The sequence below is a fragment of the Flavobacterium macrobrachii genome (assembly GCF_014486675.1).
GTDB classification, from domain to species: Bacteria; Bacteroidota; Bacteroidia; order Flavobacteriales; family Flavobacteriaceae; genus Flavobacterium; species Flavobacterium macrobrachii.
Genome location: NZ_JACTAC010000024.1, coordinates 22,745 through 41,250, shown reverse-complemented (window position 1 = coordinate 41,250; position 18,506 = coordinate 22,745). Strand labels below are relative to the sequence as shown.

Annotated in this window: 11 protein-coding genes; 4 read left to right on the top strand and 7 right to left on the bottom strand. The window is 31.4% G+C overall.

Features of this window, described 5'->3' with window-relative positions; genetic code table 11:
* Positions 1-94: 94 nt before the first annotated feature.
* Both IAI56_RS07355 and IAI56_RS07350 read right to left on the bottom strand, forming a co-directional pair.
* The gene (locus IAI56_RS07355; protein ID WP_187657253.1) at positions 95-2,545 is read right to left on the bottom strand and encodes a TonB-dependent receptor; all 2,451 of its coding nucleotides are present in this window, start codon (positions 2,543-2,545) and stop codon (positions 95-97) included.
* 151 nt (positions 2,546-2,696) lie between these two features.
* On the bottom strand, positions 2,697-7,325 hold the full coding sequence (locus IAI56_RS07350; protein WP_187657252.1) for a T9SS type B sorting domain-containing protein: 4,629 nt from the start codon (positions 7,323-7,325) through the stop codon (positions 2,697-2,699).
* 200 nt (positions 7,326-7,525) lie between these two features.
* Between IAI56_RS07350 and argS the strand changes: the two genes are divergently transcribed.
* Positions 7,526-9,304, top strand: a complete 1,779-nt coding sequence (gene argS, locus IAI56_RS07345; protein WP_187657251.1) for an arginine--tRNA ligase — start codon at positions 7,526-7,528, stop codon at positions 9,302-9,304.
* A 37-nt stretch (positions 9,305-9,341) separates the two neighbouring features.
* On the opposite strand, the gene IAI56_RS07340 is transcribed toward argS, so the two are convergent.
* The gene (locus IAI56_RS07340; protein ID WP_187657250.1) at positions 9,342-9,686 is read right to left on the bottom strand and encodes a DUF6686 family protein; all 345 of its coding nucleotides are present in this window, start codon (positions 9,684-9,686) and stop codon (positions 9,342-9,344) included.
* Positions 9,687-9,701: 15 nt separating this feature from the next.
* The gene (locus tag IAI56_RS07335) at positions 9,702-10,616 is read right to left on the bottom strand and encodes a DUF6607 family protein (RefSeq protein ID WP_187657249.1); all 915 of its coding nucleotides are present in this window, start codon (positions 10,614-10,616) and stop codon (positions 9,702-9,704) included.
* Positions 10,617-10,726: 110 nt separating this feature from the next.
* Here IAI56_RS07335 and IAI56_RS07330 point away from each other — a divergent pair, with 110 nt between their 5' ends.
* Genes IAI56_RS07330 through IAI56_RS07320 form a run of 3 tightly spaced genes read left to right on the top strand, consistent with a single transcriptional unit; the run spans position 10,727 to position 14,375 of the window.
* Positions 10,727-12,805: a TonB-dependent receptor plug domain-containing protein gene (locus IAI56_RS07330; RefSeq protein ID WP_187657248.1), complete on the top strand. Its 2,079-nt coding sequence runs from the start codon at positions 10,727-10,729 to the stop codon at positions 12,803-12,805.
* Between the two features lie 12 nt (positions 12,806-12,817).
* Positions 12,818-13,906: an HmuY family protein gene (locus IAI56_RS07325; RefSeq protein ID WP_187657247.1), complete on the top strand. Its 1,089-nt coding sequence runs from the start codon at positions 12,818-12,820 to the stop codon at positions 13,904-13,906.
* 7 nt (positions 13,907-13,913) lie between these two features.
* Positions 13,914-14,375, top strand: coding sequence for a DoxX family membrane protein (locus tag IAI56_RS07320; protein ID WP_187657246.1), 462 nt, complete (start codon positions 13,914-13,916; stop codon positions 14,373-14,375).
* Positions 14,376-14,423: 48 nt separating this feature from the next.
* Here the strand turns inward: IAI56_RS07320 and IAI56_RS07315 are convergent, their stop codons facing one another.
* Genes IAI56_RS07315 through IAI56_RS07305 form a run of 3 tightly spaced genes read right to left on the bottom strand, consistent with a single transcriptional unit; the run spans position 14,424 to position 18,415 of the window.
* Positions 14,424-16,946: a TonB-dependent receptor gene (locus tag IAI56_RS07315; RefSeq protein WP_187657245.1), complete on the bottom strand. Its 2,523-nt coding sequence runs from the start codon at positions 16,944-16,946 to the stop codon at positions 14,424-14,426.
* Positions 16,946-17,848: a FecR family protein gene (locus IAI56_RS07310; RefSeq protein WP_187657244.1), complete on the bottom strand. Its 903-nt coding sequence runs from the start codon at positions 17,846-17,848 to the stop codon at positions 16,946-16,948. Before IAI56_RS07310 ends, IAI56_RS07315 begins: the two co-directional genes overlap by 1 nt.
* A gap of 45 nt (positions 17,849-17,893) precedes the next feature.
* Complete coding sequence (locus IAI56_RS07305) at positions 17,894-18,415, bottom strand: RNA polymerase sigma factor (RefSeq protein ID WP_187657243.1); 522 nt, start codon at positions 18,413-18,415, stop codon at positions 17,894-17,896.
* Positions 18,416-18,506: the final 91 nt, after the last annotated feature.

Sequence of the window (18,506 nt, the reverse complement as noted above, 5' to 3'; positions counted from 1 at the left end):
AATATTATTTATTGAATATCAAACATACAAAAAAAAAGAAACAACATGAATATATTATCATGTTGCTTCTGTTTTTAATTATCGGAAAAAAAGATTACATCATTCCGCCACTTCCTTGCGTTTCGTTTGCATCTCTTTGTTTACGCTGTAATTCTTTATTTTTTCCACCACCAAACATGTAGTTGAAACCAATGTAGAATGTTTGACTTTCCCAGTAGAAAGCTCCGGTTTGTCGGTAAGGAATGCTTCCGTCAAAAGCAAAATTCATCGTTTCAAAAATATCATTAAAACGCGCTGTGATGCTTCCTTTTCCTTTTAAAATAGTATATGTAGAACCAAGGTCAACACGATACATTGGCGAACGGTCAAATTGTAAACTTAAATCTCTACCGCGATACATGGCAAATAAATTGAAACGTAATTTTTTAGTAGCCGTAAAATTGTGATTCATTCTCGCATTGAAAACAGTTACATCTACTTCAGCTCTTTCTTGGTCACCAGTATTGGCATTTTGAACGGTTCCTCTAACGGTTTTGAAATAACTATCGGCACTTAAATTAGCTGACCACCAAGAGTAAAATTTCAAGTTAGCCGAAGCTTCAATTCCGAAGGCATGGTTGTCATCAAAGTTATCATAGGAAAGAATATCTTGGTTTGGATTATCTGGATTTTTATAGATTACTCTACTGATTTCGTCACTAATTTGACGGTAAAAAGCTCCAGTTGTAATCGAACCAATTTTGGTTGTTCTAGTATAATTTACTTCAAACGAATTGGTAAATTGTGGTTCCAATGCTGGATTTCCTCTTGATTCAACTAATGGTGTTGTCCATTCTCTGATTGGGCTAATTTGTCCAATTCCTGGTCGGTCAACTCTTCGAGAATAATTGAAGTTAAACGAGTTTTTTTCGCTTGCTTTGTAGTTGAAGAAAAGCGATGGATAAGCAGTGAAAATATGGTCTTTTACATTGCTTTTATCGTTTATGTTTTCGGATGGATTGCTTGATGTTATTACGTTTTCAAAATCAGCATCGATGTCGTAGTTTTCAATTCTAACACCAACTTGTGCACTCCATTTATTCCATTGTTTTCCAATATTTGTATAGAATGAGTGAATTTGTCTTTTGAATTCAAAGTTCGAATTTCCGTCACGATTGTAACCAACAGAAGCTTCGTTTATATTTTCATCAAAGTTATTCGTAATTCTTTGAATTCTACTTTCGGCACCAATTTCTAGTTTTACAGTTTCAGAAAGTGGATTTACATAATCGATATTTACTTGAAGTGAATTAGTAACTCGGTTAATGTCATTACTAGTTAAAGTAGTTGAAGTTGGATTAATTTGTCCTAAGTTAAAATCGGTATATTCTGGACCTTTTGTATTAGAAAAATTGGTTTGAAAATCGATAGTTTCGCCTTTTTTGTCGAAATCATGTTTGTAAACCATGTCATAGGTTTGGGTGAAATTATCGTTTCTTGAATCAAATAATTGACGAGAATCGGGTTGACCTGCATTTAGATAATCAACAACTGTTAAACCTCTTCCACTTCCGTCAACAATGTTTTGATTAGTATAAAACGATAACGTATTTTTATCATTGATGTAATAATCTATTCCAAATTTCACTAAATGAGAAGTGTTTTTGTTTCTAAACTCAAAGTCTTGCTCGTTCTCTAATGTTGGTCTGAAACTATCGATAAATCCATTATTAGCATTAATTCCGTGGTTGAAACCATAGTTGGTATAGAAATTTACTTTTCCAACTTTGTAATTTAAGTTCAAAGCCGAATTTACCTTTGGCGTAATTCCAAAAGTTACACCCGAATTAATACTTCCGTTGAAACCTTCGTTAGCATTTTTATGCAAAATGATGTTGATAATTCCACTCATTCCTTCTGGATTGTATTTTGCTGAAGGATTGGTAATTAATTCCACTTGTTTGATTGATGAAGACGGAATTTGTTGTAATAATTGAGCTGCATCAATGTTTGACGGTTTTCCATCAATAAGAACTCTAACGTTAGAATTTCCTCTTAAACTTAATTCTTTTGTTTGCGGATCGATGCTAACGGTTGGAATATTGTTCATTATTTCGGAAGCTGTATTTCCCGAAGCAATTAAATCTTTACCAACGTTTACAATTTTTCTATCAATTTTTTGCTCGATAGTAGAACGTTCTTTAACGATTTCAACTGTATTTAATTGAACCGCATCTTCTTCTAAAAAGATACTGTTCAAGTTGATGTTTTTATCAGCTTCGGATAAAGTAATGTTTTTAATGATTTTTTTGTAACCAATAAATTGAATTTCAATTTTGTATGGTTTTAAAGCTAGGTTTTTAATGTTGAAACTACCATTTTCTTGTGTAATTCCTCCAGTGATGATTTTGTCGTTTTCAAAAATTGAAACATTTACATAAGGCAAAGGTTGTTTACTCGTGTTATCAATTACTTTACCAGAAACCGAACCAGGATTTCCAGAACCTTGAGCAAAAAGTAAAGAGAAATTACAGATGACAAGAATGAGTAAAATTTTAAATTTCATTTTTTGATGATGATTAGATATTTTGAATGTTTACTATTTAACAATTGTTAAATGTTGCTTAATAGACTGCTACAACTCTTTTTTATTACAGAAAATAAATAAAAAAACTCTCAAAAAAATTGAGAGTTTTCTAAAACATGGTTTATGTAGGTTATCGCTTCATAGCGAAATGGGATTTGAATTCACGCTGTTGTTGGTCTTCATCTGTGTATGAAACTGTAAACCAATAATCGTCAGAGTTCATTTGATTTCCGTTATAAGTTCCGTCCCAACCTTGACCATTTGGTCTTATTTGCTTAAGAACTTTGCCATATCGGTCATAAATCATGATTACAGCATTTGTTTGATTTTTTAAATCTCCAATATTCCAAGTATCGTTATAGCCATCGCCATTTGGAGTAAAGAATTTTGGATAATTAATTACCAATGCTTGGATAGTTGTTGAACCACATTCGTTTTTATCTCTAACAGTTATGGTATGAATTCCAGATGTTACATTTTCAAAAATATTACTGTCTTGAAATTGACCATTATCTAATTGGTATTCATAATCTCCACCTAAACCGGTTGCAGTTATAATAATTCTTTGACTATCAGAAAAATCATCCTCAACAACATAAGTTACTTCCGCAGGTTCAGATTGTTGTACAGTAACTTCAATTACTTCTGATGAACATCCAGTTAAGATATTTGTAACAACGATGGTGTATATTCCTGGGGAAACTGCGGTATAAGCAGTGTTTGTGCCTACAATTTCGCCGTTTTCATTTTTCCAAACAAATGTATGTTTTGTAGCGCTTAAACCACTATAGATTGTATATGATTTTAAAAGATTTCCTGTTTCATTATCAATACAAACGTAGCCATCAAGCGGAGTTGGTTCAGGTAATTTGTTTACAATAATTGTAATTGGTTTTATGTCAAAACAATTTGGAGCTAATGTATTACTTACTCTAACAAATACAGATGTTAATTCTGTTGAGGTAATTGCATTAGTTTGAGCCAAAGCATCAGCATTGTTTTCAAAATATTGTATGTTGAATTCACTTCCAATTTGACTTCCCAAAATTTCTGAATTTAATGAAGATAAATCAAATAAAGTAATTCCATCGTTAGTTCCATCTTCATCACAAACAGTTCTTGAAGTTAAAGCTACGTTATTAGCAACAGGAGTATCAATAATTGTTACTATGAATGAACTTTCGTCACTACACACTGGTAAAAAATTAGCTTCAAGATAAATATATATTGTCTGAGTTTGATTTATAACTTGACCTGGGAATAATTGTGTGCCAGTTCCATTGGAACCAGTGTAGTATTTACCAATAGTTAAATTTGGTAAAATATAGTTTTCACAAGTCGTTATATTAGGTAATTCATCTACGTTGAACACGTTTACATAAAAGCTTTTTTCACTTTGACAATTTGGTGTTGTACCTGTTTCTGCATAGACATATATTGTTTGTGGAGAAGTAATTGCCGTTCCTACTGGAAGCATAGTTTCTGTTCCATTTGGTCCAGTATAATAATTACCAACAGTTAAGGCAGGTAGTTCATTAGAATTACAAGCATTAACATTTGATATAGGATTAATTACAGGAGTATGGTTTATTGTAACAGTAAACATATTCTCTGCGCTACAAGAAAATGAAGTTCTAATTAAAGCTTCTTTATATACATATATATTTTGCGTGCTAGTAATTACAGAACCAGCGGCTAATTCAATACCAGAACCGTTTGGACCACCAGTTGCAGTATAGTAATGATTATCTAAAGAAAGTGAAGGTAAAATATAGCTATCACAAACTTCTACATTACTTGGTTGATCTGCGGTTGTTGAAAAAACATTGATTTGAAAGCTATTTTCTTTACTACATTGAGGAGTTGTATTTGTTACAGCATAAATATATATTCTTTGGCTTGAAGTGATAACTGTTCCTGCAGGAAGCATTGTTCCACCTCCATTTGGTTCAGTAAAATAATTTCCAACATTTAATTGTGTCAAAATATATTGATCGCAAATATCAATATCAGCTCTTGAGTCAATAGCAGGTAAAGAGTTAATCATAACAGTAAAACTAGATTGATTAGCGCAACTAGAATTTAATCTTTCAAAGATATAAATCGTTTGAGTCGATGAAATGATATCACCAGCATTTAGCATAGTTCCAGTTCCATTGATTCCAGTGTAATAATCTCCATTTGTAATAGAAGGTAATGTATAGTTTTCACAAGCAGAAACATTTTCTAAAACATCGACTGGTGGTTGTGAGAAAGTTAGAGTAAAAAATAAATTTTCAGTACAATTATTTTGTCCACTACTGGTTGGTGCATAAATATAAATAGTTGAGTTAGTATTTATAACTGTACCTGCAGGTATAATTTGTCCTGTACCGTTTGGTCCAGTGTAATATTTCCCAACTGGTAAATTTGGTAGTGTATATCCATTACACTGATTAATATTTGCAGGTTGATTGATTCCAATAAAAACGCCAAATATATCTTGATCTGTACAAGGGTTATCTCCACCAGTTGTAGCAAAAACATATATTGTTTGATTAGCTGTTATAACAGTTCCTGCTGGAATTTCATTTCCATTTCCATTAGATTGTGTGAAATATTTACCAACAGTTAATGGAGGCAAAGTATACGATGTACATTCAAAAATATCTGGTCTGTTTCCAGCTTCAATAGTTGGAGATATAGTTACAGTAAAGCTGTCATCAACTGTACATATTGGTTCCACAGTAGTTTGATAGAAAAAATAAATAGTTTGAGTTGAACTGATAACGGTTCCAGCATTTATTTGGGTTCCATTTCCTCCAGGTTGAGTATAATATTTTCCTTTAGATAAAGCAGGTAAAGTGTAATTACCACAATTAAAAACGTCATCTGGAGCAAAATTATCAATGTCAATAATAGTTACAATGAATGAACTACTGGAAGAACATGTATTTGGTCCATCAGGTTGGTTAAAGATATAAATTGTTTTAGTTTCGGTTATAACATCACCGGCAAACATTGGTGTTCCACCTCCATTTGGAGCCGAGAAATAATTACCATTAGTAATTGTTGGTAGAATATATTCTGTACAAACTGTTATGTCTTCAAGTTCATCAACTATAGGTAATGGATTTACAATAAGTTCAAAACTTGTTAAACTAAAACAGTCTGGATCACTTGTATTTTGAACTCTAACAAATATAGTTCTATCAGTTGATTGGTAAAAAGTTGTATTGTTTAAAAAAGTTCCTTGACTAATTGGGTTGTTATTGTTAGTCGCATCTAGTTGAGATGTGTGAAAAGTAACGGTATAAATTTGAGGAGATTGATTTCCTAATATTGTACTTCTTAAATTAATCAAATTGAAAATTGCAGTATTGCCTCCAAAAGTTGTTTCACATTTTATCAAATTATTAGGCTGATTTGCTACAGGTGCAGGCGCAGTTAATAGCTGAAATGTTTTCACCACAAAACATCCACTTGGAACCTGAACTCTTGCAAAAATAGTTGTATTTGAAGAAACTGTATATTGAAGAGGTAAAGGATTACTATTTGAATTTGCCTCAGATTGTGAAGCATGATATGTTACCAATGTACTTGGATTTAAACCAGAGAGTAAAATAGGTGTGTTTGAAGCCAAGTTATAAGTATAACTTGACGCACCAGTATTACAACGATATAAACTGTATGGTGTTAAAGTCGAAATTTGAGATGTATATTCAATTGTTATCGTGTTGGTAACAGCTGAACATGCTCCAAGCATATTTTGATAAGTAACACTGTAAGTTCCAGCTTGAGAAATTGTTAAATTTGGTTCTGTTTCTCCTACCAATATATCTTCGCCATGTTTCCATACAAAAGTGTATGCATTTTCATCTAGTCCAGTTTCAATAGTGTACTGACTTCCTACACACAAAGCGGTATTATTAGCTATTGTCAAGTCTTCTCCAAGAACATCTTGTCCAATATTAAAACTATTTGAGGAAATAAATATTGCTGAGTCTGATTGATAATCAAGTCTATCAGCAATTACTAATTTTATGTGATAAGGAACACCAGCTGTTAAAACAGAAGAAGCTGTTAAAACTTTTGTTTGTCCATTAAAATTTATAGCAGAAGAATTTGCATTGGAACCACCATTAAATCTACCAAAAAATTGTTGGTTAGATGATGGACATGATGAATTGTATAAAAAATCTCTAATCGTAATTACAGAAATTGGATCATTTGTATTTGGAACAACTGCCAAATTTGTAGTTTCTCCTGTATTGAGATTTGTTAACAAAAAAGCAAAAGCATCAGAATATTGACATTGAAAGTTACCGTATTCTTCTGATGCAAATACAAAATCAAAACTAAAGTTAGTAGAAATTGGTGTAAAATCAAATTCTAAAACGGTAGCGTTTGAAGAAGTCATTGGTATTCCTGCAGCTGCTAGTGTTGCCTCTAAAGTTGCATCACCGGTCCAAGCATTGGTACCATCATTTAACATTGTTGAATTTGGACCTGCTGCATTAGAGGCGTTTCCTGTGCTCAATACAACTCCACTTTGTAAAGGAAAATTTGGATTCGTATTTTGGAAAAAACCAATTCCGTTCGTTGAACTAAAATTTGTACCAGTTTTCCAACTAATATTACTTGCAGAAACACATGGTGAGTTAATAAGTATGTTATTAACTAGTTGTGGTACTGTATGACTTGTTGAACTAACAGATATTGGCTGTGATAATCCAACTGCAGATAATAACAAAGTAAATAAGAGTAATAGCTTCTTCATAATTTGGGGATTTTGACATGACAAATATTGCACATATTAACGTTAAAACGCAAAAAAAATCGATGAAATACATAAAACAAACAAAAAACAATATATAAAACTTACAAAATTATTTACAGTTGTGTCATTTTTGTTCGATATTAAAATCTTGTATAACTATTTTGATTAATCCTTATCTTTGCCAACTTAAATTAATAATCATGAATGTATCCGAAATTATATTGCCACACATCAAAAAATCTATTGAATTAGTTTTCAATACAGCTGTTGAAAAAATTGAATTTCAACAAACCAGGAAAGATTTTGAAGGCGATATTACGATGGTGATTTTTCCGTTACTGAAAGTAATCAAAGGGAACCCTGTTGAAATTGGTACTAAAATTGGTCAATATTTAGTCGAAAACACTCAGGAAGTTGTTTGTTTTAACGTAGTTTCTGGGTTTTTGAACCTAGTAATTTCGGATGCTTATTATCTTAATTTTTTCAACGAAATAAAAGATAATGAAACCTTTGGATTAGTTTCGGCTTCGCCAAATGAAAAGGCGGTAATGGTTGAATATTCTTCGCCAAATACCAATAAACCTTTACATCTTGGTCACGTTCGTAATAATCTTTTAGGATATGCAGTTGCCGAAATCATCAAAGCTTCGGGCAAAAAAGTGTATAAAACCCAAATCATCAACGATAGAGGAATTCATATTTGTAAATCAATGTTAGCTTGGCAAAAATTCGGAATCGGACAAACGCCTGAAACAGCTGGTTTGAAAGGTGATAAACTGGTTGGAAATTTTTACGTAGCTTTTGATAAACAATATAAATCTGAAATTAAGACTTTAATTTCTGAAGGAAAAACAGAAGAAGAAGCAAAAAAATTAGCTCCAATTATATTAGAAGCACAACAAATGCTTTTAGATTGGGAAGCTGGAAAACCAGAAGTAATCGAGCTTTGGAAAAAAATGAACCAATGGGTTTATGATGGTTTTGCACAAACCTATAAAAATCTTGGAGTTAATTTCGACAGTTATTATTATGAATCAAATACCTATTTATTAGGAAAAGAAGTCGTTCAATTTGGATTAGAAAAAGGAATTTTTGAAAAAGATCCTGATGGTTCGGTTTGGATTGACTTAACTTCTGACGGATTGGATAGAAAAATCGTGTTGCGTTCTGATGGAACTGCCGTTTATATGACACAAGATATTGGAACTGCAATTCAGCGTGTAAAAGATTTTCCCGATGTTGGCGGAATGGTTTACACCGTTGGGAATGAACAAGATTACCATTTTAAAGTATTGTTTTTGATTCTAAAAAAACTTGGTTTCGAATGGGCAGAAAATCTTTTTCATTTGTCGTATGGAATGGTAGAATTGCCTTCGGGAAAAATGAAATCACGTGAAGGAACTGTTGTTGATGCCGATGATTTAATGGAAGAAATGACCAAAACCGCTGGAGATATTGCTTCTGAATTGGGAAAACTTGATGGTTATTCTGATGAAGAAAAAGCAAAATTGTTTAATATCATCGGACTTGGTGCGTTGAAGTATTATATCTTGAAAGTTGATCCAAAAAAACAAATTTTGTTCAACCCAGAAGAATCAGTTGATTTTGCTGGAAATACTGGTCCGTTCATTCAATATACTTATGCCAGAATTCAATCTATTTTACGTAAAGCCGATTTTGATTTTGTCACACTTAGCCCAGTCGAAGTGCTTCATAATAAAGAAAAAGAATTAATCAAACAGATTGAACTTTATCCAGAAGTAATTCAAAATGCAGCTCAAAATCACAGTCCGGCATTGATTGCAAATTATACGTATGATTTGGTGAAAGAATACAATTCGTTCTATCAATCGGTTTCGATTTTAGGTGAAGACAATTTAGATAAAAAGATTTTTCGTGTACAACTTTCCAAAAAAGTAGCCGATACTATAAAATCTGGATTTACTTTACTCGGAATAGAAGTTCCAGAAAGAATGTAAAAACAAAAAGCGATTGAAATTTTCAATCGCTTTTTTATTAGTTCAAAATCAATGTGTATTGAATTTGATGTAACTTCAAAAATTCATCTTTTTTTTCAAAATCTAATAAAAACCTTAATTCTTCTACTTCTTGACGATCAAGCAAAATAATAAAGTTTGTTTGAAATGTTGGAATTGGAATTCTCTTGGGATAAACCGAATTTTTATATTCATTTTCCCAATAATCACAATCAATTTTTCCAATAAAAGCAATGAAATCATATAATTCCTCACTGTTGAAATTGAAAGTTAAATTTCTAAACGAAAGATTAAATGTTCTATTTTTGGGACAGAAAAGCAAAATTCCGTTTGAAGTTTTATTGAGTGTTTTGAAATTACACATAGTTTTGAATTGTTTTTATTTTACAATAAAATCATCAATTATTTTGTTTACTTCATCCGTTGAAGCATCGGCTTTTAAATCAAATAAATGCATAAAAAGTGGTTTCTTTTCAACTGATTTTTTTAAAGTTAAATCCTTGTCTTTAGCAAATTCAGCATCCCATTTTGCTCTAACTTTTTTCCAAACTTCTTTGTTTTTTGTCCACCAATTTATACCAACGTTGCATTTGCTGTCATCAACTTTGGTATAGGTATCATAACCTTTTTCCTGAGCTAAAACATAATCTTTTCCGTTTTCATCACGAATGATTTTGTCATTATCTTGCTCGTGTAACCAACCATAAGAAGTAATTTCATGGATATTTCTTCTTTTTAAAACATTATAATCATCTCTTTTAGTGTGTTCTCTTCTTGGTAACGGTGCATCGGTTGTATTTTGCCAAAAAGTTCTACCGTCAACATTTATCCAAGTTCCGCTTCCTTCATATCTAGGACTATCATCAACTTGATATACTTTCTGCGTCCATTGGCCTTTTACCTCTTTTGCATCAAGTTTTTTGTATTTCCAATTGGTTTCTTTGTTGAACTTATAAAGTTCTGTGTTTTCAAATAGCCAATCTTGTCTCCAGTGTTTTACAATGTCGTTTTCTTCTTTTCCTGTTATCAGAATGTGTTGTAGCACAATTTTATTGTCTGTATCTTCTAATAATTCTACCCATTCTAATGCTTTTTCGTGCTTTGTTTTTGATGGAACATACTTCGCAGTGTCTTTTGGATACGAAAATGTTTCAGCAAAATTGAATTGTACTTCATAACAACCACACATTGATCTTATGACTTTTTTGTCTTGTTGTTTTTTTGCTTCCTGACTGTTTCCGTTGATAGCTACTAGTAGCATCGAAGCCGAAACTAGAAATGATTTGGTTTTCATGTGATTAAGAATTTAGTTTAAAATTTATGCTGCAAATTTATTAAATTAATTTAGAATAAATAAAAATAAGATATATATTTGTCAAAAATTATTTAGAAACAATCTTAATAATGAAAATAAAAAAACACATAGTTCTAATATTTATTACAGCTTTTGGGTATGCTCAAAACGATACAATTACTGAAAATAAACTCCAAGAAGTTGTGGTTACAGGTCAGTTTGAACCTCAATCTATAAAAAAATCAGTGTTCAATGTTCGAGTTATTACCGCTAAGGATATTCAAAATTTAGCTGCCAATAATTTATCGGATGTTTTAAATCAATATTTGAATATTACCGTTAGACCAAGCGGAGTTGATGGTCGATCTACCGTTTCATTATTTGGACTTGATGCGCGATATTTCAAAATAATGGTTGATAATGTTCCGCTAGTTAACGAAGCTGGTTTAGGAAATAATACCGATTTGTCTCAAATTAATCTAAATGATATTGAACAAATTGAAATTGTTGAAGGTTCAATGGGTGTAACTCATGGTGCCAATGCTGTAACCGGAATTTTGAATATTATTACCAAAAAATCTTCCAAGGATAAATGGAATATTTCGGCAACTGCCCAAGAAGAAACTGTTGGCGAGGAATTTGAATTTTTTGATAAAGGAAGACATATTCAAGCAATAAAAGTTTCAAATTCAATAAGCGAAAATTGGTTTGCGAGTATAAGTGCAAATCGAAATGATTTCCAAGGTTTTTTAGATGGAAAACAAGGAAAAAACCATATTGAAAACGATGGTTTACGGGGTAATCGTTGGCTTCCGAAAGAACAATTAAACACAACAGCACTAGTTGCATTTGCTAAAAATCAATTTCGAATTTTCTACAAATTTGAATATTTAGACGAAAATATTGATTTCTATAACAGTACAGTTCAATCGGGTTTTAATTCGGAATTAGGTTCGTATCGTTATGCTGATGACAAACGTTATTTGAACAATCGATATTTTCACAACTTGAATTCTACGGGGAAAATCTTCAATAAACTGAGCTACAATGTTTCGGTTTCTCATCAAAAGCAAGAGCGAAGCACTGAAGATTTTAGATACTATTTGTTTACACGAAATGAAGCAAATAATGTAAAAATCAAAGATCAATCCATGGAAACATTTTATTCTACAGGAACAATCAGTAATTTTTTTTCTGATAAAAAAGTGGCTTTACAATTAGGATATGAATTGGTTCACAGCAGAGGATTTTCATTACCAGTTCGTGAAACATTAGAAAATTATGACTTCTTTGCTTCTTCTGAAATCAATGCTTCTGAAAAACTTTCAATTCGTCCTGGAATTCGTTTTTCGGCACAATCAAAATTTAAAAATCAACACGCATCATCGCTTGGTTTACGCTATTTGTTTTTAAATGATTTTGAGCTTCGTGGTTCGTATGGAAACTCATTCAGAACACCAACATTTGAAGAACTTTATTATTATTTTGTAAATGATAGTCATTTTTATATTGGTAACGAAAACCTTATTCCCGAAACCAGTACTTCTTATGAAATCAGTCTTAAAAAATCAGTTTCATTGACTTCTGGACTGAAAGTTTCAACAAGTTTTGCAGGAAGCTTTCTTGATATTGACGATAAAATCGATATGGCATTAATCCGAATTAATCCAAGCACATTGATTAGAGAATTTCAATACATCAACATTAGTAAATATAAAATGTGGAATTTTTCGACGATGAACCAATTCAAAAAAGGCAATTGGAACTTGAATTTTGGCGCGGCATTGGTTGGAATTTCTCAAAAAATCGAAAATCAAATTTTTGCTTCCAACGAAAAATTTCTGTATTCATTTAACATAAACAGTAACATTTCTTATTTCGTTCCAAAATGGCAAACCACTTTTTCTGCCTACTATAAATACAACGGGAAAACGCAACAATTTGTTGAAGGCAACTCAGAATATATCATTTCAACCATTGATGCTAGCAACTGGCTTGATGCTTCCATCCGAAAATCATTTTTCAAAAACCAATTGGAAGCAACCATCGGAGCAAGAAATATTTTGGACATAACCAATATTAATCAGACTAGAGCAAACGATGGCGCAGCACACGGAACATCGTCAAATATTATGCTTGCTTATGGTCGTTCCTACTTTTTTAAACTAACGTATAACCTTAATTTTTAATATATAAATATCATGAGTAAAAAACAATTTTTAACCTTAGCTGTTGCAATAGCAACACTTGCTTCTTGTTCAAGCGATGACGATGGACCAACAACTGAAATTCCATCAGTTGGAGCAGTAGTTCAACCAAGTGTTGGCGGAGCAAATCAACCCAACCAAGTCTATTTAGATTTAAGTTCCGAAGAATTTACAGCAGTAAACAGAGCTTCGTGGGATTTTGGATTTTCAACCGGTTCCGATTTTAGAGTTGTAATCAATGGTTCATTGAAAATGGCAGTAAAAAAACTAGAAACGGCTGATATTACTTTGACACAAGTTTCAGATGATGCTGTGGCAGTTGGCGCAGGAACAAATCCTTCAAGTAATGGTTATTGTGACAATCCAACTGGAATTTTAGCTGGAAACGGTAACGGAATTGGAACTGCAATTGCTGAAATTTCGGCTAATGATGCAGATAATAAAGTCTATTTAGTAAACCTAGGTTTTGCGGTTTCAACAACTACTCCAACCGTTGGTTCTGTTAGTATTGATGGTGATGCTCGTGGATGGAAAAAAGTTAGAATTCTACGAAATGGTAATGGATATAAAATTCAATATGCCGATTTAGCATCAGCAATTTTCCAAGAGAAAACCATTTCTAAAAATGATGATTACAATTTTACATTTTTTAGTTTAACAACTGGAACAACAGTTCAAGTTGAACCAAAAAAAGACAAATGGGATTTGAATTTTACCACTTTTACAAACTATGTAAATTTTGGAACCGAAGTAACTTATGGATATTCTGATTTTATTGTATCTAACATGAAAAGTGGAACAAAAGTATATCAAGTTTTAGTTGCTGATGGCGGAACTTATGAGAACTTCACTATAGCAAATGTTGTAGAAAATAACTTTACAGTTTCGGCTTCAGACCAAAGAATTATTGGTTCAAACTGGAGAAATGGCGGCGGACCAGGAACTTTGCCAAGTGTTAGAACCGATCGTTTTTATGTAATAAAAGATGTTGTTGGAAATTACTATAAAATTAGATTTTTAGCCATGACAAATGATGCTGGAGTAAGAGGAAATCCAGTAGTTGAATATGCAATTTTAAATTAATAAAAATATGAAATCACTAAAAATAATATTTATCATCTTCAATTTAATTTTAGGCGGAATGATGATTTATGGCGGAATGAAAAAGTTTGAAAAACCGTCACCAAGCCCAACAGAAATCGTAGAAAAAGTAAAAGCTGGACAAGAAGTTGCACCAAGTGTTGAAATCTTAAAAATTAAAAATTACATCTTTGGGATGAAACAAACTGGATATTTTTGGCAGTTTTTAGGAATAGTAGAATTGCTTGTTGGTCTGCTTTTAATCAGTCAACGTTTTTCGCTTCTTGGCGCAATTATGGCTTTGCCAGTAACAATTCATATTTTTCTATTCCATTTATTTTTGGAACCACACGAAATTGGTGAATTAATTCAAATGACGTTTTTGCTTATTATCAACTTATTGATTATTGCTAAAGGATATAAACATTGGAAAGGAATTCTCTCGGATAAAAGTCTTTTGAAGTTGAGTTAAAATGTTTGCACTAAAAAGGTCGAAATTTTTTTTCGACCTTTTTTTATTCTAAAAATTCAATTTGATATTAAAATTAGGTGTCATTTCTAGTGAAAAAGTATCCACACTTTCCACCGAATTATTAGCTGAATTTACTCTGTAAAAACGATTAATACTATTTTTAGTATTCAATAAATTGAGAACAGAAACTGCAGTTTCTAGTTTCATTGTGTCGTTCAAATTCCATTTTTTTGAAGCAGAAAAATTTACTTGAAAATAGTCTTCAAGTTTGCTATTGTTTGGAGAATTATATAAAATGTTTGGTTCGGTTTCAGTTACTGTAAAAGCAATTGGAGTTGTGATTGGTCTACCAGTATGCCATTTGGTTCCAAGAGCAAATTTTACTTGTTTCCATTCATAAATTCCTGCCCAAGAAATGGCATGTGTTACTTCAAAATTATTTGGAAAAACAGCATTGTTTAATTGATCAAAATCATATTTATTGTCATTAAATGAATAACTTAGCCAAGAATAAAAGTGATTGAATGTTTTTTGAATCAAAAATTCTGTTCCAAAAACTTGATAATTTCCAACTGATTTTTCTAACTCAAATTGATTTTGAAATCCTTGACTGCTTGTTGTAATTCCAGTGATTTTTTTATAAAAATTATCAAGTGTAATCAACCAATTGTTCTTTTTAAAATTGAACCCAATCGAAAATTGATTGCTTTTTTGAATAGGAATTGTACTGTTGTTAGCCAAAGTCCATCTTCTTTTTTCAACACCAAGAAAATCTTGCTGTAAATCAATAATTTGAGATAAAGTTTGGCTTTTTTGTTCGGCTAAAATTTCCAATCTAATACTTGAAGTTAGGGATTGGTTGAATTGTAATCTTGGTTCAAGAACGAACTCATTAAATTTGTCAAAATAATTGACTCGCAATCCAGCATTAATTAAAGTTTTTTTACTTTCAGGTTCATAAATTCCTTCAACAATTCCAGCATGAGTAAGTAAGACATTTGTTATTGTTCTTGAAAATATTGGTAAATTAATATCATCAAAATTAGTAACACCAGTTTCGTTAAATTGATAACCTGAGTTTAATGTAAAACTAGATGATAGTTTGTTGGAATTTTTAATTTTCAAACTATAATCCAGAACTTTATTTCTTTGCAATAAAATTTGGTCATTTTCAATTGATTTATTGTTTGATTGTAAATCATATTGTGATAGGTAAGCCGTTATTTCGGTAAAATTGTTTTTGTTCCAATTGGTTTTCCATCGAAATGTACTTCCAAAATTTTCTTGAGTAAGTTTACTGTTTTCGCTTAAGTTGGATACTGTTTGATTAAAATCTAACGAATTTTCGATTACTAAAAAATCAATGTTAAGTTCATTTTTTGTTCCAATTTTTTGTTGATATTGAAGACTTACATCATAAAAATAAAAATCAACATCGTTATTGTAGTTGATAATTTGATTGTCATTCAAATCGGTAATAACTGTGTTTTGAAAAATTCGATTACTGTAGTTTTTGTAGGTTGGCGACGAGAAAAAGTCCGTCAAAGAACGTCTTCCAGCTAAAGTTACATTTGCTTTATCAGAAACTTTAATTTTAGAAAAAAATTCGGCACTAATTAAATTAGAACTAAGGCTCGAATGGGTTTCTTCAATAGTGTTACTTCGCGATGAAATGGTTACTAAACTGGAAACACTTTCACCAAAAAAAGCCGAACTTCCGTTTTTTGATATGGTTATTTCTTGGGATAATGATGGATTAAAAGCTGAGATTAATCCAAAAAAATGTCCAGTTTGAAAAATCCTCATTCCGTTCCAAAGGAATAAATTTTGGTCATGCGTTCCGCCACGAACATTAATATTAGAAATAGTTTCATCAACGCTAATAATTCCTGGAACTTGTTGCATGGTTTGTAACATATCGGGTTCGATTAAACCAGGTAGAATTCCAAATTTTTTCGGTTTAATTTGAATGGTTCCATCATTTTTTTTAATGATACCAGTTGCTATATAACGTTGTGTTATGACTTCGTCAAGTGATTGAATTATTGATTGCAATTTTAATTTTGGACAGTCAACAACATATAATTCTTTTGGATTTAGTGTAATAGAATTATAGCTTGGATGCTCGATTTTAATACTGTTTGAAGAAACTTTAGGCAATTTAAAATGACCATCAGCATCAGTAAAAGCTGTGTCTGTTGTTCCTTCTATAGATAATAATGCATTTTCAATCGGTTTTCCGGTATCATAATCAATCAAAAAGCCACAAAGTGGTTTGTCTAATTTTTTGTCATTGTAGATAGAATAATATTTTTGGCCAATAAGTTTAAATTGAAGATTAGTTTGTTTTTCAAGGTATTTTATTTTTTGTTCCAACGACCATTTTTTGTTTGGAGATACAATGGAATAAACAACAACTTCATCTTCAATGTAGCTAAATCTTACATCGTGTTGTGTAGTAATAAGGTTTAATATATTTTTCAAAGGAATAGCATTCTTATCATTTTGAGCAAAACTCAAAATTGAAAAGAATAAAAAAATAAATAGAAAAACCGCTCTGTTTTGAAACATTAATTGTTTTCTAAAATGATTTTGGTTTTAGTCACTTTTGTAGGTTTCAAATGATAAGTAGTACACAAAATTTGGAGCGCTGTGTCACTATTTTTTGCTGGAATTGTTCCTGTGAATAATTGTCCATTTCCAGTAGTATTTAATTCTAATTCTATATTAAAATGTCTTTCAAATTCGGCCACTATTGATGGTAAACTTTCTTGATAGAACACCATTTCTTGCTCTAGCCATTCTGGTTTCAGAGTATTTTTAGGTGGAATTGGAATTGTTTTTCCATCTCGAACAGCAACGCTCATTCCTTTGGTTAAGATAAATTCATTATTGCCAAAATTTACTTTTACTTTTCCTTCATAACAGCTTACATCAAAGTAATTTCCTCGTTGTTTTACATTGAATTGAGTTCCAAGAACCGTAACTTTTCCTTGTGGAGTATTTACTTCAAACTTTTTTCCTTTGGCAACTTTAAAAAAAGCTTCGCCTTCAAGGTTTAAACTTCTATTGTTGTCCCAATTCCATTTTTTGTATTGAATTTCTGAGCCAGAATTTAAGACAACCTCTGAATTATCTGGAAGTGAAAATGTATTTTGAACACCATAATCAGCAAATTCAGTATAGGAAGCAACATTTCTAAAAGTGAATAGTAATCCCATTCCAATCAATAAAACGGCGGCAATTCTCAAAGCCCAATTTTTGTATAAAGAAATAGTTTTGACTTCTTTTTTAGCTGAAGTTACAATTTTGGAAAGCATTTTTTGTTCGTCAAAAGCTGGAGTTTCCAACTCTGAGGAATATTTTTTTATCTTTTCAAAAATGGCAAAGTCCTTGTCTGCTTGAAATTCAGACAATTCCTCAGCAGTCATTTCATCGTTTAGCCATTTTGATAATTTGTAATTTTCTTCCATAATCTAATGCATTTCAATACTAAAACATATTAAAATAATTTTACCCTACTTAAAATTTTCAAATTCTTTTCTAAGTTCTATCAGAGCTAAGTGGATTCTTTTTTCGACTGCTTTTACTGAAATTTCTAATTCTTTAGCAATCTCTGCATATTTTTTTCCATCGATACGATTCATTAGAAAAGCAACTCGCTGTTTTTCGTTCAGTTTTTCTATTGCGTGTAATAATTTTGATTTGAATTGTTCTTCTTCTAATAAAAATTCAGGACTTTCGTTGGTACTTTCTTTATTTGGAGAAGTTTTGGCATAATTCAATACTACTTTTTGATGCGCAATTACATTCAAAGAAGCATTGTTGGCAATAGTATATAGGTAGGATTTTGCTTTTTCTAAAGGGACATCGGCACAGTTTTGCCATAACTTGATAAAAGCTTCTTGAGTTATATCTTCGGCTTGGTTTTCATTCCCAAACTTATAATACAAATAGTTTCGGAGCGATTTAACGTGACTTTTAAAAAAAGAAGAAAAAATATTTTCTTTGCAAATACCTGTGATTTCGTCTTTTGACATGTTTTTTGTGATAAACTTGAAGTAAAAATAATTATTTTTTTTGATTAAAGTAGGGTAACTTTGAAATCAATTGTTTAACTAGTAAATCAAA

What these genes read in the sequence shown, in the direction of transcription:
- IAI56_RS07310 (WP_187657244.1), bottom strand. Translation starts at nt 17,848, where the DNA reads ATGGAAGAAAATTACAAATTATCAAAATGGCTAAACGATGAAATGACT.
- IAI56_RS07315 (WP_187657245.1), bottom strand. Translation starts at nt 16,946, where the DNA reads ATGTTTCAAAACAGAGCGGTTTTTCTATTTATTTTTTTATTCTTTTCA.
- IAI56_RS07320 (WP_187657246.1), top strand. Translation starts at nt 13,914, where the DNA reads ATGAAATCACTAAAAATAATATTTATCATCTTCAATTTAATTTTAGGC.
- IAI56_RS07305 (WP_187657243.1), bottom strand. Translation starts at nt 18,415, where the DNA reads ATGTCAAAAGACGAAATCACAGGTATTTGCAAAGAAAATATTTTTTCT.
- IAI56_RS07335 (WP_187657249.1), bottom strand. Translation starts at nt 10,616, where the DNA reads ATGAAAACCAAATCATTTCTAGTTTCGGCTTCGATGCTACTAGTAGCT.
- argS (WP_187657251.1), top strand. Translation starts at nt 7,526, where the DNA reads ATGAATGTATCCGAAATTATATTGCCACACATCAAAAAATCTATTGAA.
- IAI56_RS07330 (WP_187657248.1), top strand. Translation starts at nt 10,727, where the DNA reads ATGAAAATAAAAAAACACATAGTTCTAATATTTATTACAGCTTTTGGG.
- IAI56_RS07350 (WP_187657252.1), bottom strand. Translation starts at nt 7,325, where the DNA reads ATGAAGAAGCTATTACTCTTATTTACTTTGTTATTATCTGCAGTTGGA.
- IAI56_RS07340 (WP_187657250.1), bottom strand. Translation starts at nt 9,686, where the DNA reads ATGTGTAATTTCAAAACACTCAATAAAACTTCAAACGGAATTTTGCTT.
- IAI56_RS07325 (WP_187657247.1), top strand. Translation starts at nt 12,818, where the DNA reads ATGAGTAAAAAACAATTTTTAACCTTAGCTGTTGCAATAGCAACACTT.
- IAI56_RS07355 (WP_187657253.1), bottom strand. Translation starts at nt 2,545, where the DNA reads ATGAAATTTAAAATTTTACTCATTCTTGTCATCTGTAATTTCTCTTTA.